This is a genomic window from Melioribacter sp. (assembly GCF_049325435.1).
Lineage (GTDB): Bacteria > Bacteroidota > Ignavibacteria > Ignavibacteriales > Melioribacteraceae > Melioribacter > Melioribacter roseus.
Genome location: NZ_JBMOLD010000001.1, coordinates 158,993 through 177,175, shown reverse-complemented (window position 1 = coordinate 177,175; position 18,183 = coordinate 158,993). Strand labels below are relative to the sequence as shown.

15 protein-coding genes are annotated in these 18,183 nt (G+C 38.3%); all 15 read left to right on the top strand.

Going from position 1 to position 18,183, the window contains the following annotated elements; genetic code table 11:
• Positions 1-2: 2 nt before the first annotated feature.
• Positions 3-1,835 carry a hypothetical protein gene (locus tag ACOYVE_RS00705; protein WP_422880516.1) on the top strand — a complete coding sequence of 611 codons (1,833 nt, stop codon included), beginning with the start codon at positions 3-5 and terminating at the stop codon, positions 1,833-1,835.
• A 126-nt stretch (positions 1,836-1,961) separates the two neighbouring features.
• A complete protein-coding gene (locus tag ACOYVE_RS00700) occupies positions 1,962-3,038 on the top strand; it encodes a UDP-N-acetyl glucosamine 2-epimerase (protein ID WP_422880515.1) in 1,077 nt (358 codons plus the stop codon).
• A complete protein-coding gene (locus ACOYVE_RS00695; RefSeq protein ID WP_422880514.1) occupies positions 3,035-4,009 on the top strand; it encodes an NAD-dependent epimerase/dehydratase family protein in 975 nt (324 codons plus the stop codon). Before ACOYVE_RS00700 ends, ACOYVE_RS00695 begins: the two co-directional genes overlap by 4 nt.
• Positions 4,006-4,455 (top strand): dTDP-4-dehydrorhamnose 3,5-epimerase family protein, encoded by a 450-nt coding sequence (locus tag ACOYVE_RS00690; RefSeq protein WP_422880513.1) that lies wholly within the window; start codon positions 4,006-4,008, stop codon positions 4,453-4,455. The genes ACOYVE_RS00695 and ACOYVE_RS00690 overlap by 4 nt, the downstream gene beginning before the upstream one ends.
• 1 nt (position 4,456) lies before the next feature.
• Positions 4,457-5,281, top strand: a complete 825-nt coding sequence (locus ACOYVE_RS00685) for a dTDP-4-dehydrorhamnose reductase family protein (protein WP_422880512.1) — start codon at positions 4,457-4,459, stop codon at positions 5,279-5,281.
• A 9-nt stretch (positions 5,282-5,290) separates the two neighbouring features.
• Positions 5,291-5,959 carry a PIG-L deacetylase family protein gene (locus ACOYVE_RS00680; RefSeq protein ID WP_422880511.1) on the top strand — a complete coding sequence of 223 codons (669 nt, stop codon included), beginning with the start codon at positions 5,291-5,293 and terminating at the stop codon, positions 5,957-5,959.
• A complete protein-coding gene (locus tag ACOYVE_RS00675) occupies positions 5,956-6,912 on the top strand; it encodes a methionyl-tRNA formyltransferase (RefSeq protein ID WP_422880510.1) in 957 nt (318 codons plus the stop codon). Before ACOYVE_RS00680 ends, ACOYVE_RS00675 begins: the two co-directional genes overlap by 4 nt.
• Entirely contained in the window at positions 6,897-8,612 is a 1,716-nt protein-coding gene (locus tag ACOYVE_RS00670; protein WP_422880509.1) for a methyltransferase domain-containing protein, read from the top strand. Before ACOYVE_RS00675 ends, ACOYVE_RS00670 begins: the two co-directional genes overlap by 16 nt.
• 12 nt (positions 8,613-8,624) lie before the next feature.
• The gene (locus ACOYVE_RS00665; protein ID WP_422880508.1) at positions 8,625-12,749 is read left to right on the top strand and encodes a glycosyltransferase; all 4,125 of its coding nucleotides are present in this window, start codon (positions 8,625-8,627) and stop codon (positions 12,747-12,749) included.
• A gap of 2 nt (positions 12,750-12,751) precedes the next feature.
• Positions 12,752-14,278, top strand: coding sequence for a tetratricopeptide repeat-containing glycosyltransferase family 2 protein (locus ACOYVE_RS00660; protein ID WP_422880507.1), 1,527 nt, complete (start codon positions 12,752-12,754; stop codon positions 14,276-14,278).
• Between the two features lie 235 nt (positions 14,279-14,513).
• Complete coding sequence (locus tag ACOYVE_RS00655; RefSeq protein WP_422880506.1) at positions 14,514-15,344, top strand: flagellin; 831 nt, start codon at positions 14,514-14,516, stop codon at positions 15,342-15,344.
• 71 nt (positions 15,345-15,415) lie between these two features.
• Entirely contained in the window at positions 15,416-15,748 is a 333-nt protein-coding gene (locus tag ACOYVE_RS00650) for a flagellar protein FliS (protein ID WP_422880505.1), read from the top strand.
• A 2-nt stretch (positions 15,749-15,750) separates the two neighbouring features.
• Positions 15,751-17,532: a flagellar filament capping protein FliD gene (fliD, locus tag ACOYVE_RS00645; protein ID WP_422880504.1), complete on the top strand. Its 1,782-nt coding sequence runs from the start codon at positions 15,751-15,753 to the stop codon at positions 17,530-17,532.
• Between the two features lie 8 nt (positions 17,533-17,540).
• The gene (locus ACOYVE_RS00640) at positions 17,541-17,876 is read left to right on the top strand and encodes a hypothetical protein (protein WP_422880503.1); all 336 of its coding nucleotides are present in this window, start codon (positions 17,541-17,543) and stop codon (positions 17,874-17,876) included.
• A 4-nt stretch (positions 17,877-17,880) separates the two neighbouring features.
• Positions 17,881-18,141 (top strand): hypothetical protein, encoded by a 261-nt coding sequence (locus tag ACOYVE_RS00635; protein ID WP_422880502.1) that lies wholly within the window; start codon positions 17,881-17,883, stop codon positions 18,139-18,141.
• Positions 18,142-18,183: the final 42 nt, after the last annotated feature.

Here is an 18,183-nt window from a genome sequence, read left to right as displayed (position 1 = left end):
AAGTGTCCGAAGCCGTCGAAAAACATATTGTGACAACGGGCAATAAGGGAGCGAGCGTTTCCGAATTCTTTAAACTCGGCAGGGAGTTATTCGAGCTCTCTTTTCAAGGAGAATTCGATTATATAAAGCACATAAAGGACAATATTAAAATTCTCTCTTTCGACATACCCGAAGAACTTAAAGAAATATTCATACCTTTTAACAACGCTCCTATCTATTGGGTCTACGATTCCTGGCTATTGGCTCAAATAGAAGAATATATGAAAGCGAATTTCAATCGAGCCAAATATTTCGACCTGCATAAATCGATTAAAGAAAATTATGCAAAGTGGGCTACGGCGCAGATAAGAGGCGAAAAAGAATATTACGCCAATCTTACAATGAGTTTTATAGAGCGCGATATTTATAAACACAATTTCTTTAAATTCGTTATCCAGGCTATACTTCACACATATCATAGCTCAATCTATAACTTCTCAAAAGCCGACAAACTTTTCAACGAAGTTAAACAGATGGCTGCCGCATTGAAATTGCAGGAGCCTGTATTGCATGAACTACTTTACATAGTAAATCTCTTTCACGGTTTTCTGTATCTTAAAGAAAAGAGATATGACGAAGCGAATAATCTTTTCAAAGAGGCTGTCGAGACAAAGCAAAACGGTATTACGGCTAAAATTTACAGCGCTTTGTGCGAACTTAAATTAAACAACATGGAAATTGTCGAGTACTACGTCAGGGAAGTAATCACGTACGATTTCCACAGAATGATTGCGGCGATCGATGTAAATAACTTCGGTATGTTTAACTACTTCCTCATTAATGCGTTGATCTACAATCTGTTTTATGAAAAAGATTTTGCTCCGGCGCAAAAATTGATTTCGGATACTTTAAGTCCCTACAGACTTGCGGAAGAAAATACATTGAAAAAAATAGCCGATAAAATAATTCTCTTGAAGGAATTAAAAGTCGACGAATACATTACGGAAGAAATAAATAAACACTTTATTCTGTTGGATAAAGTAATTAAAGCTTACGCCGAATCTGCAAATACGCTCGTAATCGGAATGTATCCGGAGTTCGAACGTAAATATCAGGAAACGCTTGACTTGATAGTGGAGGAGAAGAAGAAGAGGGAATACTTAGAAATTGAACAGAGCCTGGTTAAATACGACGAAGCTATAAATGATTATTCCGAAACCATTAAACGCCTGAAGAAAGAATTAGAAACTTTTCATGAAAAAGTTAAGAGCAATCTGGACGACGCAATCAAGACTATAAACTCGAATTACGAATATGAAAAACAGATTATAGAAGATAAAATATTGCAATTGCCTCATCTTGAAAGGTATAATCCGGCAAAATCGTTCTCGGCAAACATGGTTAACAATACGATCATTGCGTTGATTGTATTTCTGATAGGCGGATTGGCGGGCTATTCGAACGAATCGTTGGCATACACTTCCGGTTATAATTCTACTATAGTAATGATCATTTTCTCCGGATTAAGATGGGGAATTGTCAGTTTCTTAATCGGAATTTTAATTTCGGGAGTAATAGCCGGCTTTGTATTAATCGACAGAGTTGACGAAAAACAAAAACTGGTTAAAAAATTGAATATGTTAAAAGTTCAAAAAGACCGGTTAATTAAAGAAGCCGAAGAATATTCAAAAGACAAAGAGACCGTGATGAGGAACAGTATAACTGCCAGCATCGACCATCACAAAAGACAGATCGATGAATTACAGGAAGAAAGGGAAAGACATCGCAAACGTATAACGGATCAAGTTGAAGAAAAAGTAAAAGAATTTATGGCCTCTCTCGACACAGTTAGGTAGTCCCCCTCCTGGCTAATATTAGCCATTTCTCCACTATTAATCATAAAAACCCGTCAAATATTAAAAAAAAGCTGTTTTTAATCTGGTACAGTATTTGCAACTTCTGGTAAAAAAACTGAAGGACTTATGGCGAAAATTGTAACCATTACAGGGATTCGTCCTGATTTTATCAGAATGAGCAAAGTTTTCGAAAAACTGGATCAAAATTTTGAGCATATAATGATTCATACAGGACAGCATTACGACGATGAACTGAGCCGGATTTTTTTTAAGGAACTAAAAATAAGAAAGCCCGATTTTACGCTTCAGACGGGTAAAAACAGCCGAAATCATTACGAACAATTATCCTATTTATCGAAAGAAGTTATCTATTTACTAAAAAGAAAAAAAATCGAGCCCGATTGGGTCGTCTTTTTGGGCGATTCGAATTCGGCGCTCGTAAGCGCTCCGCTCTTTAAAGAAGGTTATAAGATTGCTCACATCGAAGGGGGTATGCGTTCCTACGACAGGAGGATGCCGGAAGAAGTTAACAGAGTAATTTGCGATTATGTATCGGACATGGTATTCGTCTATACGCCGTTATACAAGGAAAGATTGATCAAGGAAAATAAAAATCCCTCGCAAATCCACGTAGTCGGCAATACGATTGTTGAAGTGGTTAAAGACTACCTTCCGGCAGGACCGAGAGAGCGTAATTTTATAGTCGCGGATATTCATAGAAATGAAAACTTGAGCAGTCCGGCGCAATATAATCACATCCTTCAATACCTCGATACGTTGGGAAAAAAATTGGGGATGGAAGTCAGGCTTGTAAAATTTAACCGGGCCCTGAAATTAATCAGAAAATATAAACTGCTGAACGATAAAAAATATATAAAACTGGTCGGACCATACGGATTTCTCGATTATTTGAGACTTCAATATAATGCATACGGTGTTGTATCCGATTCCGGAACCAGCCAGGAAGAATGTCCTTTACTCGGCGTGCCGGTTGCAGTTCCCAGAAATTTTACGGAGCGCCCCGAATCTATAGATAACGGAAACAGTATTTTGGTCGGTGAGACGAGACCCATTGGCAGGATGGTAAAAGATACAGTGAAGTTTTTTGATAATTATTCCATATCGAAAGATAAAATCAAGTGGCTGGGCAACGGCAAAACATCCGATAAAATAATAAGAATAATAAAGAGGAATACAAAATGAAAAACGTATTGGTGGTAGGCGGAGCCGGATATGTGGGCGGCGCAATAACCGATTTGCTCCTCGATTCAAATTATAACGTTCGTGTTTATGACGCTTTGCTCTATGAAGATTCGTTCAGAAAACCGGTCGATTTTGTTTTTGGCGATGTTCGTGATGCCGGCAAACTTAAGCCCCATCTGGAATGGGCAGACGCTGTAGTCTGGTTGGCGGCAATTGTGGGAGACGGAGCCTGTCAATTGAACCCTCAGTTGACCAAATCGATTAATCAGGATTCGGTGTCGTGGCTTGCGGACAATTACGACGGCAGAATAATTTTTATGTCGACTTGTTCGGTCTACGGCGCTCAGGATAAAGAACTTGATGAAAATTCTCCTACGAATCCTTTATCGCTTTACGCCGAAACAAAACTGAATGCTGAAAAATATTTAAAACATAAAAACGCCATGATTTTCAGACTGGGAACGCTGTTCGGTGTAGGTGATTTATACTCGCGAATACGACTCGATTTGGTTGTAAATATTTTAACGGTTAGAGCTTACGTGGAAGGTCAGATCAATGTATTCGGCGGCGACCAGTTCAGACCTCTTCTGCATGTAAAAGATGTGGCAAGAGCTGTGGTTCAAAATATTGAAACGGAACACAAGGGCGTCTTTAATCTGGCAAGACAGAATGTAAGAATTATGGACCTGGCATATCAGGTTAGAATGCATTTCCCCGATTTGATTATTGAGCATACCGACATGCCTTTCCAGGATACTCGCAATTACAGAGTCTCCGCACAAAAAGCGAAAGACACTTTCGGTTTTAAATCCGTTCATTCGATCGACGAAGGCATCGAAGAGCTTAAATATCTTGTGGAAACCAAGAGGATTAAAGATCTGAAAAGCCCGAGATATTCCAATCAGGCTTATTTGAAAGAACATTATAACGAATTGATGTCCGAAAAATTCAAAGAGGTAGAAGCGGCATGACTGACGAACTCAAACCGGTATTGATTAAAGGGGGTATGGCTGTTGACGACAGAGGCTCGGTGAGCTTTGTTAACGACTTTAATTTTAAGGATGTGAAAAGATTCTACATTGTGGATAATCATCGCAGTGGATTTGTACGGGCGTGGCATGCTCACAAAAACGAAGCTAAATATGTTACTGCGGTAAAAGGCGCAGCGATAATCGGAGCGGTCAAAATCGATAATTGGGATAACCCTTCTAAGGATTTGGAAGTCCACAGATTTGTCCTTTCCGAAAAAACGCCGGCTGTGCTTTACATCCCGCCCGGCTATGCAAACGGCTTTATGACGTTGACCGAAGACGCCAAACTGATTTTTTATTCGACGTCGGAATTAAAAGAAAGTATCGATGACGACTATCGCTACGATGCTCGTTATTGGAATCCGTGGGAAATAGAGGAGAGATAAAATGAAGAAAATATCCGTTATAGGCGCTAGCGGAATGCTCGGCTTTGCAGTCAGCTCATATTTCGTTAGAAAAGGATACAACGTTACGGAAATTACGAGAAAAGAATTCGATATAGCGACCGATTCTATGGATAAGCTTGAGAATTTGATTGAAGGTTCGGATACTGTAATTAATTGCGCCGGAGTAATAAAACCGACAATTGCAAAGAATAGCGTTGAGGCTGTGCTCAGAATTAATTCAATGTTTCCGCGGAATCTCGCAAAACTTTGCAATAAGAAAAATATAAAATGCATTCATATTACGACGGATTGCGTCTATACCGGAAAAAAAGGAAAATATACGGAAGCGGATTATTTCGACGCCGATGATTTGTACGGTTTAAGCAAAAACGCGGGAGAAACCAACGATTGTATGGTTTTGAGAACTTCGATTATAGGAGAAGAAAAAGGCAACAGCCGTTCGCTGCTCGAGTGGGCTAAAAGCCAGGCTGGTAAAGAAGTAAACGGTTTTACGAATCATTTATGGAACGGCGTCACTACTCTCTACTTAGCCGAAGTTATTGAAAAAATTCTTATCGACGGGCACTACAAAAAAGGTATTTATCACATCTTTTCTCCGGATACGGTTAACAAATATGAATTGCTGAAAATATTTAACGAAGTCTATAATCTGAATCTGAAAATAAATCCCGTTAATGCGGAAAGCGCCGTCGACAGAAGTTTGGACTCGGTATACGGTTTATCCGGTATTGTTTCCGTCAAGCCGTTACGGCGGCAAATTGAAGAAATGAAGGAGTTTTTTGAATTAACAAAAATATCAGTTTAGAGGCGATCTATGAATGTACTGGCTGTTGGAGCTCATTGGGACGATATCGAAATAGGATGCGGGCTTACTTTGCAGCGATTAATGAGTCGCGGAGCTAAAGTATATGGCGCAGTCCTTACTGAATCGGATTACGAAGTCGTTATAGATTCTCACAAGAGATTGAAATCAACAGCATTAAAAGAAGGCAAAAAGGCATTTGAGAAATTAGGGGTTATCCATTTGGAAACAACTCCTTTGCCGAATCAAAAAATGAGTTATAATCAAAAAGTAATGCAGGAATTGGAAGATATAGTCAGAGAGAAATCAATTGACCTGGTGTTTACACATTGGTTTGGCGATCATAATACCGACCATGTGGCTACCTGGGAAATTTCAAGAGTAGCTTTCCGAAGAGTACCCAACGTTTTACAATATCAAAGCAACTCTTACTTTGATAATATAAAAGTGTTTACTCCTCAATTCTTTTGGGGATTTACGAAAGAAGAATATAGAGTTAAAGAAGACTTCCTTTCAGTGCACCAAACCGAATGGAATTATAGAAAAGATAGATGGCAGAGGGAGATATTTGATCGTGAAAGATTTTGGGGCTATTTATGCGGTCACGATTATGCCGAAGCTTTTATGATTACTCGTTTGGTAGATTCCAACAAAATCGGCTTTTATCAGGCTGGGGAATGATGAAAGAATTAAGAGTAATATCGATCGGCACTACGCCAATGACGAGAAAAGTGAATAATCTTTTGGAAAGAATGGAGTGTGTTGAGTTGATAGGAGTGGTTAACATGATTCCCGAAAGGTTTTACAGCCGTTCTAATTTCGATCCCCTATTTGATTTCAAATCCAGAAGGCCTTCTGATATCTATTATACAGATGATATTAACAACAAGGACACAATTGAATGGATAAGAAATAGAAAACCGGATTTAATAATTCAATCGGGATGGTCGCAAATATGGAAAAAGGAAGTGCTTTCTATTCCTTCGCTTTTTTGTCTTGGCATACATGCTGCTCCATTACCCGAAGGAAGAGGCGCAGCTATACTAAATTGGAAATTGATTGAAGGCGGCGGCAAATGGGGCAATTCGCTTTTCATTATGGAAGAAAAAACGGATACGGGAGATATTCTCGATTTTGAACCGTTTGAACTTGAGGAAAGAGACGATATTAGAACCGCATACTTAAAAGCCGACAGGACTGCTCTTAAAATGCTTGAAAGGACACTGCCTAAAATATTGGATGGCTCTTTCAGAAGAATATCGCAGGCTGGGAAGAAAGGTTCGCGCTATTATAGGAGAACTCCAAAGGACGGAAAAATGGAATTCTCATGGTCAGCCGAAAAAATACATAATTATGTCAGAGCGCTTACACATCCGTATCCGGGTGCATTTTTTGAAACAAACTTCGGAAAAGTTGTCGTCTGGACATCAGAAATAGGCGAGCCTAGATCTGAAGGTATAGCGGGAGAAATTTTAGAAATAAAAAAAGGGAAAGGCATTTTATTACAGGCGGGTAATGGAACGACAATATGGCTTAAGAGTATTGAACCGGAAAACGACGCAGAAGTATGGGCTGATGTATGGGCAAAAGAAATAAGTTTAATAATAGGAGATAATATATGGAAACAAAATTAAACAATGTTATATGGGTAAACAGCGAAGAATTTGTAAAGACTGCCCAAAAATATATTTATGACTGTAATACGGTTCTGGATATTGGGTGTGGCATAAGACCGCAGAACTATATTAAACCTTCAGTCCATATATGCTGCGAACCCCACGCTGAATATATTAATTACCTTATTAAACATTATGAATATATTAAGAGACCTGCAGACAAAAATTTCGTTATAAATCCGCATTCTACTTTGACAGATGTGAATGGTATCGAGTATATTTTTCTGAAAATGGATTGGGAGCAATTAATAAATGCTGTCCCTTCTAAAAGCGTAGATACAGTTTTTCTTCTGGATGTTATTGAACATATTGATAAAGAGAAGGGTAAAAATTTATTATCAAAGACTGTAGAAATCGCAAAAAAGCAAGTAGTATTATTTACTCCTCTCGGTTTTATAAAACAAGAATTTAACGACGTTGATGCATGGGGGTTAAACGGCGCAGAATTTCAGAAACATCTTTCCGGCTGGGTGCCGGAAGACTTTGAAGACGACTGGATTATAATAGCATGTGAAGATTTTCATAAATATGACCACAACGGTAATATGCTCGACAAACCATTCGGAGCCTTTTTTGCTATTAAGAATAACTCGGATAATTTTCTTGAGAAAAAGAGAGATATTGTAATTTCTACAAGAGAACTAGAAGATTCGTTAGTGAAACTGGGCGAGATGGTAATGACGTATGAAGACAATCCGGAAGAAGCGGAAAGATATTTTAACAGAGTTCTGGAAATCAATGCTAATAATACAGAAGCTCTTAACAATCTGGGCGTTATAGAATGGGACAGGGGAAACAAAAAAAATGCTCGCGAATTCCTTCAAAAGTCGTATGAATTGGATAGAACAAATCGCGTTTATGTCCTAAATTATTTAGAAATATTAAAAGAAGAGAATAATATAGATTTAGCTGTAAATATTATTGACCGTTATCTGCAATACCATCCGGATGATTCGGAATTGAAAGCAGAATATTTCTTATTGGCAAATAATGAGTGGAAACCAAAAGGAATTATATCTTCCAGCAATTTAGAGTTTTGGAGACAAATGCAGGATGACAATTATTTTGAAAACCATATGTACTACGGCAACGGGTCGGATAACTTACCTTTATATGGAGATGATCTGGAGCTTATCAATAGTTTTGTAGAATTAAAAAAATATATGAATGTGGCTGTCATAGGATGCGGATACGGAAGAGAGTCCGCTTTAATGGCGCCATATGTTAAACATATTTATGGTATTGACGTGAGCAGGAAAATATTAAATAAAGCCGTTAATTTTTTGAAGAATAAGGGATTCGATAATTTTACTCCGGTATTAGCAGATTCCTGGAGGTATGATATAAATGTAGAGCTTGATTTTGTGTATGAAATTACAGTTTTTCAGCACTTGACTCGAGATATGACCAAAGACTATATATCAGGCATGGCAGAAAAGTTGTCAAATAGAGGCAAAATGCTTCTGCAGTTCATGGAATCTGAATACGGAACAAGAGATGCAGAATTAAAAAAATACGAACCCTGTGTTAATTGGACTATAGAGGATATACAGGCGCTTGCAAAAGAGCTTGATTTGAAAATTCTAAAAACAGAAGATAAATATTGGCCGTTGGATAAGGCATCATGGCATTGGGTCTTATTTGAGAAAAATAAATAATCGGATGCGATGATGAAAAGTAATATTAAATTCTCGGTAATTATACCCACTTACAATCAGGCTCATCTACTAAGCGAAGCAATAGATAGTCTGCTTAGTCAAACTTACTCTAATTGGGAGGCTGTAATAGTTAATGATGGTAGTACGGATAATACCGCTGAGGTAATGAGTAAATATGAGAAGAAGGATTCTAGAATTAAGTGTTATCATAAAGTTAATGGCGGTACTGCGTCAGCGCTTAATTACGGAATTGAAAAAGCAACCGGTCAGTGGATCAGCTGGCTTTCCTCTGATGATCTTTTTGAACCTGAGAAACTCGAAATTATGCAGAATGCTATAAATAAGTTTAGGGATATAAAGTTCTTTTATTCGCATTACTATTATCTTAATGATTTTACAAAAGAAAAAACGTTGCCGGGCCTGTGGCAGGCAATTCCACCTGATGAATTTCAGATAACAAAATTCTTTGTCGGGAATTATGTTCATGCAATATCATTGGTAATAGAACGAAGCGTATTCGAAAAAGTCGGAATGTTTGACGAAACTTTGCGTCAGGCGCAGGATTTTGATATGTGGTTGCGTATTACTGCCAAATTCGTATCAAAATATATTAACAAACGAACTTGTGTTACACGGTTTCATCCGGGACAGGACACAAACGCGTTTCCTGACGGCATGTACCTGGATTCAGCGCGCTCGTGTCTGAATTTTATTAATTCACATACATATGAAGAATTTTATCCGTTACTGAATTTGACTAATCCTGAAGATATTAAAAAAGCGCTTCGAGACAGTTTGAATATTGCAATTAATACAAATGCGTTTATGTACAGAAGCGGCTATATCCCGGCATTTATAGACAGGATGAACGAATGGATTAATAATCGTTCGCCTATTGTGTTCAGGAAAGAAATTAAAAAGAATATAGAAAAATACGTTTTGGAACTTGATAGAGAGAAAATCCCTTCGAGAATATTAGATGCATTGGAAAATATTTATACGAGGGATACTTTCAAATACAAACCGTATGATTATTATAACGAGACGATACAATATATAAACGAGTTGATAACAAAAGGGGAGAGAAAAAAAGCGGAAATATTGGACAGGTATTTATATATATTATTTAATAAACGAGAAACAAAGTCATTACCCTTCGTAGAAAAAAATAAAACTTATAATCCGAAACTCTATCTTGAAGAAAACAATAATAACTTTTCAAAACTTCCAACGGTATCCTTCTATAAATGGGAACTTGAACCGATAACTTATGAAGGTAAATTTAAATATACTCTTGGAATTAAATGCCCTGTTTGCAATAAACGAATTCTCCAAAGAGATTATATTACTGTCAAAGAAGAATCTCAAAAAATTAAAATAGTATGTGACACTTGTAAAAAAGGCTATTATTTCCGGGACGATGAAATACATGAATATCTTATTAATATGCCCCGTCCGGATAAAGATGAGACGGAAAGAAACGAAATTGCATTTATTGCCAGAGGCTTGAAGGGGAAAAGCGGGGGTACAATAATATATACAAAATACATGCAATGGCTTGCGGAAGCGGGATGCAAAATTACTGTATTTTGCGATACTCCGAAAGGCAATTGGACGGATATCCCTGGCAAATACGTACAGGTTGAAAATTATGATGAAATTGATTTGAATCCTTATAAGTATGTGTTTTTATATACAATTTTGGATATTGGAAAAATTCTAAACAAAATACCTCCTGAAAAAATAATTTACGTTTGCCAGGCATACGAAGGGTATTTATACGGCGATAATTTTACTACTACAAGAACCCATAAAGCTTTGTTCAATTCATTGCACAAAATCCCATTCCATACAATAGTAGTTTCAGAGCATTTGAAAAAATTATTTAAAGACAATTTTAATAAAGATTCGTACTTAGTTAATAATTTTGTCGACCATAAAGTATTTTCCCCGAACAACGATATAGTAAAAACCGGAAAAAACATATTATTTGTAGGCAATCCTTTGCAGCCCTTGAAAGGACTTAGATATGTCCTTACGGCATTGCAAGTATTCCAAAAAACTCAGTATCGAATACAGGAATTGACGCTTAATATAGCCGTAGGAATAGTAACGGATGATATGAAGAAATTGTTGGATAATATTAAGAATAGCTTTGAATTCAATATCAATGTATTTTCAGAACTCGATTCAAATCAAATGGCTTATTTATACAATTACTGTGACTTATATGTATGCGCATCTTGGTACGAAGGATTTTCATTGTCGGTTCTTGAATCAATGGCAAGCGGTACGCTAGTTGTCTCTACAAAGAACATGGGCGCAGAAAGTTTTTTGGAAGATAATTACAACGGATATCTGGTTGATTATGATGATGTACAAGCATTAATAAATATATTAATCAAGGCATTAATTGAAAAACAAATCAATAAGAATATTATCGATAACAGTTTGAACACGGCGGCAAGCTATTCAGAAGCTAATTCGAAAAAAAGTTTTATTGAATTTGCAAATAAATATGGGATACTGGAGAATTTTAATTACTCGGCTGATAAAACTGAAATAAACGTTGTAAAGGGAAATAGAGTCGACGACAAGATTGAGATTATTAAAAAGCGTAAAAAATTAACTATTACTTATTTGGTGAATAATCTTTCTTCAGTTTCGGGAGGGAATCTCACGATTATTGGTCAGGCAAATATGCTGGCTACAAAAGGGCACGAAGTAAAAATAATAAGTTATACGGAAAAACCCCGAGGTATTAACTTAAATGCGGAAGTAATTAAAATTCCAGATACGGAAAACATGGCAAAATATGTAGAAAATGCCGATATAGTAATCGCTACGTATTACCTGAATGCCCATGAACTATTGAATATTCAATCGGACGTAAAAATATACTATGCGCAGGGCGATCAATTTATATTTGACGACGTAGATATAAAGAAGAATCTTAAAAATAACAGAGCTCTTAAGACTAATAAGTTAATGTCCGACAACTCTTATAAACTTGACGGAGTTAAGCTTATAGCTAATTCGGAATATTTTGCTCGAATAATTCAAAAAAGAACGGGTAGAATACCGGATGCAATAATTAATGTTGGCGTTGACATGGATCTCTTTCGTCCGCGTCCGAAGCAATTGGAAGGATTTACGGCGCGTGTGCTGGTTGTAGGCCCTGATAGTATGGGTACTGATCTCGAGCCGTTAAGATTCAAAGGAATAACCGAAATAAAAGAAGCAATTGATAGAATTAAAAAAGAAAATTATAAAATAACGCTTGTGCGCATTTCTAATACCCAACCGGATATATTTAAGGACTACGATTGCGAGTTCTATTATAATCCTACGCCGGAAATAAAGTCTTTTCTATACGCTACGGCAGATATTCTTATCTATCCGTCATATTACGAATCTTGGGGATTGCCGCCATTGGAAGCCATGGCTTCTAAAACGGCAGTAATTTGTACGAGAACAATTGGGATAAGCGAATATTGCGAAGACAAAAAAAACTGTTTGTTGATAAATCCGAAATCTGTTGATGAAATTTATAGAGCAACTAAAGAATTGTTAGATGACGTTAAATTAAGAAATAAAATAGCAGAAAATGGATACTTGACCGCTCTGATTAATTCTAAGGAAAGGGAAATTAAAAATCTTGAAAATATTCTTTATAAGTTCTATCTGGATAGCCATCCGGAAGTACTGAATGAATACAGCGCTGATGAAACGAATGTCTTCAATTCTGAATATGTTGCGTCGTTATTAAACGATAAAAAGTATAATGAAGCCATAAGGTATACAGAAGAATACTTAAAGACTTTGTCAAATGATTCGAATGTGAGCGGTATAGAAGATGTTTATGATCTTGCAGGAAATATATCCTTAATTGCCGGCAATACGTTTGAGGCTCAGCAGTACTTCGAAAAAGAACTCAATCTGAATCCCCAATCCTCTTCGGCTTGTTTCGGACTGGGGCAGGTATTCCTGGCGCAGGACAATCCGGAAGCGGCTAAAGTAATGCTAGAATGGGCGGTTAAAAACGACCCGAATAACGGCGCCGCCGCCGACGCTTTGGCGGATGTAAATAAATTGCTCGGTTACGAGCTGAATCATTCATCATTAGAAGCGAGTTAGCCATGGGTTCTCTGACACTTTCAATGATCGTCAAAAACGAAGAGAAATATCTGAAAGATTGTCTCGAGTCGGTAAAAAATTTAGTTAATGAAATTGTTATAGTCGATACCGGTTCTACCGATAATACCGTTTCTATTGCTAAGGAATACAATGCCAAAGTCTATAACTTTGAATGGATCAACGATTTTTCTGCCGCCCGCAATTATGCGCTTTCAAAATCGACGGGCGACTGGATATTGTATCTCGACGCGGACGAACGGCTGGACGCCAATTCAATCCATGAATTGAAAAAAATTCTGAATACCGTTACGAAGGCAGGCTACTTTTGCACTGTAAAGAGTATCGACAGCGAAAACGAGAGGGACCATTCCATTCGTTACGTAAGACTTTTTAAGAACTCGCCGGATATAAAGTTTAGCGGTAAAGTGCATGAACAGATAACCGATTCGCTCGTTGAAAACGGTTATCAAATTCAGCATTCGAAAATAGTAATTAACCATATCGGTTACGACGTTTCGAAAGAGGAAAAGGAAAAGAAGGCAAAAAGAAATCTTGAACTGCTGCTGGAAGATTATAACCAAAGCAAGTCTTCTTACAGCTTGTTCCAGCTTGGGCAAACGTATTATATCCTGGAAAACAACGACAAAGCTAAAGAAATCTTCTCCGAACTTATCAAAAAGGACGATCTGGACAATGCGTTGAAAGCCGAGGCGTACGCGTATCTGGCGCAAATTGAACATTCGAAATTTAATTCGACAGACGCCGAAAAGCTGATCGACAAAGCGATCGAACTCAATCCGAAGCAGACATATTATTATCTCTTTATGTCAAAGGTCTATTTGCGTCAGCAAAATCTCTACAAAGCAAAGATCTACGCAAAAAAAGCGATGGAAGCCAATAAGAGTATTAACAATAACGAGTTGCTGAATAAACAAACAATCTACGTCGACAACAGGGAAATAATTTATTTCGGTTTGTTCCTCTCGTTCAGGTCTCAGGACTCGGATTCTACGGAGTATTTTATAAAAGAATTGTATCGAATAATAAAAGACGAAGAAGCCAATCATAAACTGCAGTTGATAAAGTTGATGGAATGCGTGTTAAACGGAAGAGAAATAAACGAAGAAATAGCGGATATTATTGAAAAGCATCTTAACAAATACAATCTTGACTTGTTGGTTACGGTGCTAGAAGCTCAGAAAAATACGGATATTAAACTGAGGCTTTTTAACTATATTCACAAGCTGTATCCGAAGAATACGGACGCAATAAAAAACATAGCGCAGATATACGATCAAAAAGGCGCAACCGCCGAAGCAATTCAATTAATGGAAGCCAATAAAGATATTATGCTTAACGACCCGGCGGCGCTCTTTTACCTTGCATCGTTTTATATAAAAGGCGGAAGATTTAATGAGGCAATTGACATTTTTGAATATATGGAAAAATCGTTCGCTCAGATGGGTGAAATAATTCAAAAAGTGAAATTGATCAAAGAAAAATTGAAAGGATTTGCGGTCGCTAACTAACCTCTAATCGTTAAGCCCTCCTTTAGCCGTTTCATCAAACCGCGTCCGTTCTCATTTCGTGAAAGCGTTGATATTATTGCCTGAAGTCTTGACATTGAGACAAAAATTATATACAAGAATCGCTAAACTTTTATTGACTATGTGCGATAATATTAGTGAGAAATAAATCTCATTAATCAACAAGCTCAAGCAGGGAAGCTTGAGCGGATTTAACAAACATACAAGGAGGTAAATTATGGGATTCTCAATTAACACAAACGTTGGCGCTCTTAACGCTTACAATGCATTGGCAAAAATCAATGCGCAGACAGAAAAGGCACAACTTCGTCTTGCAACAATGAAAAAGATCAACAGCGTTGCAGACGACACGTCCGGCTACAACGTCGGTAAACAGCTCGAAGCTCAAACTCTTACTCAGAAGGCTCAGCTCAACAACATCGCTTCGGCTAAAAACTATCTGGCTACCGCAGAATCCGCTTTACAGCAGATTGCAGACAAATTAAACCAGATTAAAGCAAAGCAAACCGACGCAGACGATCCTTTGAAAGACTCTGCCGCTATTGCCAACGACATCAGAACTCTCGCTAAAGAAATTGACTCGATACTTAAGAACACCAACATTAACGGCACGCAGTTGCTCGCAAGCACCGACGGCTCGACCGCTTTGTCAAACGCTACCTTCGACGTTGGCGGTTCCTCGTTCTCGGTCGACTTTGCAAGCGACACATACTTGAAAGTCGGCGACCTTGCAACGGCTATCGGCACTTCAAATCTCCAAAGCACCACGGATTCTACCGTATTGGACTATAATACTACAACAGTAGCCGATAATGTTCGTAATGCGCTATTGCGTCTCGGTAACTTGAGCCAGACTCTCGATTCTCGAGAAGAATATCTCACGGCTGCAATAGCCAACAACACGGCTACTATCAGCAACATATTCGACGCCGATGTCGCAATGGAACAGTTGAACGCTACCAAGGGCCAAATCGGAGCTCAGGTGGCAACTGCAATGGTGGCTCAAATGAACACAGCTCCTCAACAGATATTGAGCCTCTTCCGTTAATTGGGAATTTATCCTGATTAATCCCTCTCCCTCCGGGGAGAGGGAATTTTTTAACTAAAATATTGAGAGCCATGTATACAGCAAATTACTCAGCTAAAAAAACTAATCCGTATCTCGTTAATCAGATTAAAAATTCCACTCCTCAGGAATTGACTCTGAAAGTTTACGACTTCGCAATACAGCAATGTCAAAAAAACGACATGCTGAGAACCAACGAAGCTATTCAGGTATTAATTAATTCGCTGAATTTTGACGACCCTGCGGCAAGAGAAATATCCACAGGATTACTCCGCTTGTATACATTCTGCCAGGACCAAATGCGCAAAAAAAATAACGAAATTGTCCTGAAAATATTGACCGAATTAAAGCAGACATGGTTGGACGCTATTAAAAATATGGGTTGAAAATGGCCTACGACATTCTGACAACGTCAGGCATAAATAATCTGGTCAATTCTTACATCTCTAACGAAACTCAAAAGAGAGTTACGCCGCTTACCAATCGAAAATCATACTATGAAAATATAATTTCTGCATATTCTACAATTAGCGGTAAACTTGATACATTTAAAACTTTACTTAGCGATTTAAAAAGCGCGGCAACAGATTCGATTTTTTATTCGAAAGCCGCTACTTCGTCCAATACGGACTTTGCAACGGCGGTTTCGAGTACCGGAGCAACGGAGGGGAATAACACAATCAGAATAAATCAACTGGCTAAGAACGACGCCGTTTTGTCGATCGATTTGGATTCAACAGCCGCCTCGGCGGTAATTACGGCTCCGGGAACGCACGAGTTTACTATAAAAACAGGCGACGGCGAGGGCGGAGAGTTTATTAGTAAAGTTTCGGTTGCCTTCGACGCCGACGATTTCAGCGCAGGATATATCACGAACGAAACATTGATGACGAAAATACAAAACGCCATTAATACGGATAAAGCCGTTGTACTGTCCAGCTCGGTAACAGGCAGCACGGCTTCAAGCGGCTCGTTCGTAGTCGATCTGAACGGCACGGAAACCACTATTAATTATTCAGCCGGAACCTACAGCGATGTGCTGGATAATATTGTTAGTCAGCTAAACGATATTGACGGTATTACGGCGGAAAAAGTTGTAAACGGTTCTGATTACCAGCTTAAAGTTACCGTTAACGACTCTTCGGAATATATAACGATTAAAAACGATACGGGAACTCTGCTAACAGAGTTGGGAGTAAACGTAACGAAAGAAAAAGGAGCTTCCGGATTGGTAAACGCTTCGGTCTTTACTCCGTTGAGCGGAAGTTTACAATTGAGAATTACGGCGGTTGAATCGGGCTACGATTATAGAATTACCGATCTGTCCGATACCGGCGGCGGAACGGCGCTTGCCGCTGTAGGGTTAAATCTCGGCACAGCGCGCCAATCGTTCGTTCAGAACGGTTCGATAGGAGACGACACTCCCGGTTATATCTATACAACGGATTTACTCAACGCCAAAATCGACTTTAACGGCGTTAACGTAGAAAGAAATTCGAATGTAATTACCGATTTGATTTCGGGCACAACCATTAATTTGAAGTCGGTTATGCAGGCGGGAGATGCCGACGTTAATATTAACGTTTCTAAAGACGTAACCAAAATTAAAGATAAAATAAACGAGTTTATTGCAAAATTTAACGACCTGTACAGTTATCTGCGCGATCAAACGAAAACCACCGACACTTCGAGGGGAACGCTTAGGGGAGATTCCACAGCCTCGGCGCTTATAAGTTTGTTGAATACAATCGCCTATTCGACGGTGGACGGAATTGACTCCAATAAAATTAATACTCTTTCGAAAATCGGAATTACATTCAATATTGACAGCGGACTGTCGTTGTCGGATTCCGATCAACTGGAAGACGCCATTAAAAATAATCTCAGTCAGGTTGTGGACCTGTTTACTTCGACAAACGGCATTGCCGCCAAATTATACGACAGTATTAGTCCGTATCTTGGGGCGGACGGGTATATTGCCAAGACAAAGTCGACATACGATTCCACGATTTCTTCACTGAACGACAGTATCGAAGCGGCGCAGACAAGAATCGACAAAAACGCTTCGGCGCTCAGACTCCGTTATCAAAAATTGCAGGTTCAACTTGCTTCGATTATGTCGGCTCAAAATTATTTCTCATTATTTAGCTCGTCGACTACCGGATATTAGGAGCGAATATGGATACGGATCTTAAAAATAAATTATCCGCTATGAATCAGTTGATGGATTTACTGACGCAGCAGTTGGATTCCATAAATTTTGATAATTTTGACGATAAATTTCAGGAAGCTCTGGAAAGCATGATGGTCATCCAGAAACTGAAAAAAGACGTCTGCGCCAAATGGGGAAAAGAATATTTCGAAAAAAACGAACCGGAGATCCTCTTAAAGGCTAAACTTATCGAAGAAAAATACGATAATATAATAGAGCGGTTCAAGAATGAGCTGAAAAAAGTTGAAAAAGAGATTTCTGCCTTGAACAGCCAAAGAAAAATAGTAAATTATATCAGGTGAAAAAGTGGACATAAAAGGAATATCGAATAATTCGACGTTTACACACGACCCAAATCAGTTGAAGAAGGCTTCGGTGAAGCAGCCGGAAGCAAAAGAGACCGACAAAATCGAGATCTCTTCGACTGCGAGAGAACTCGCAAAAAACGAAGCCGCTTCAAAGAGATTGGAGGAAATCAAGCAGAAAATCAGTTCGAAATTTTACGATTCCGACGAAGTGATTAATAAAGTAGCCGAGGCAATCTTAAAAGAATTAAAAGAAAGTTAGTTTATCATTTCATACATACTCCTTCGAGGCGGGCTTATGTCC

What these genes read in the sequence shown, in the direction of transcription:
- ACOYVE_RS00700 (WP_422880515.1), top strand. Translation starts at nt 1,962, where the DNA reads ATGGCGAAAATTGTAACCATTACAGGGATTCGTCCTGATTTTATCAGA.
- ACOYVE_RS00695 (WP_422880514.1), top strand. Translation starts at nt 3,035, where the DNA reads ATGAAAAACGTATTGGTGGTAGGCGGAGCCGGATATGTGGGCGGCGCA.
- ACOYVE_RS00690 (WP_422880513.1), top strand. Translation starts at nt 4,006, where the DNA reads ATGACTGACGAACTCAAACCGGTATTGATTAAAGGGGGTATGGCTGTT.
- ACOYVE_RS00685 (WP_422880512.1), top strand. Translation starts at nt 4,457, where the DNA reads ATGAAGAAAATATCCGTTATAGGCGCTAGCGGAATGCTCGGCTTTGCA.
- ACOYVE_RS00680 (WP_422880511.1), top strand. Translation starts at nt 5,291, where the DNA reads ATGAATGTACTGGCTGTTGGAGCTCATTGGGACGATATCGAAATAGGA.
- ACOYVE_RS00675 (WP_422880510.1), top strand. Translation starts at nt 5,956, where the DNA reads ATGATGAAAGAATTAAGAGTAATATCGATCGGCACTACGCCAATGACG.
- ACOYVE_RS00670 (WP_422880509.1), top strand. Translation starts at nt 6,897, where the DNA reads ATGGAAACAAAATTAAACAATGTTATATGGGTAAACAGCGAAGAATTT.
- ACOYVE_RS00665 (WP_422880508.1), top strand. Translation starts at nt 8,625, where the DNA reads ATGAAAAGTAATATTAAATTCTCGGTAATTATACCCACTTACAATCAG.
- ACOYVE_RS00660 (WP_422880507.1), top strand. Translation starts at nt 12,752, where the DNA reads ATGGGTTCTCTGACACTTTCAATGATCGTCAAAAACGAAGAGAAATAT.
- ACOYVE_RS00655 (WP_422880506.1), top strand. Translation starts at nt 14,514, where the DNA reads ATGGGATTCTCAATTAACACAAACGTTGGCGCTCTTAACGCTTACAAT.
- ACOYVE_RS00650 (WP_422880505.1), top strand. Translation starts at nt 15,416, where the DNA reads ATGTATACAGCAAATTACTCAGCTAAAAAAACTAATCCGTATCTCGTT.
- fliD (WP_422880504.1), top strand. Translation starts at nt 15,751, where the DNA reads ATGGCCTACGACATTCTGACAACGTCAGGCATAAATAATCTGGTCAAT.
- ACOYVE_RS00640 (WP_422880503.1), top strand. Translation starts at nt 17,541, where the DNA reads ATGGATACGGATCTTAAAAATAAATTATCCGCTATGAATCAGTTGATG.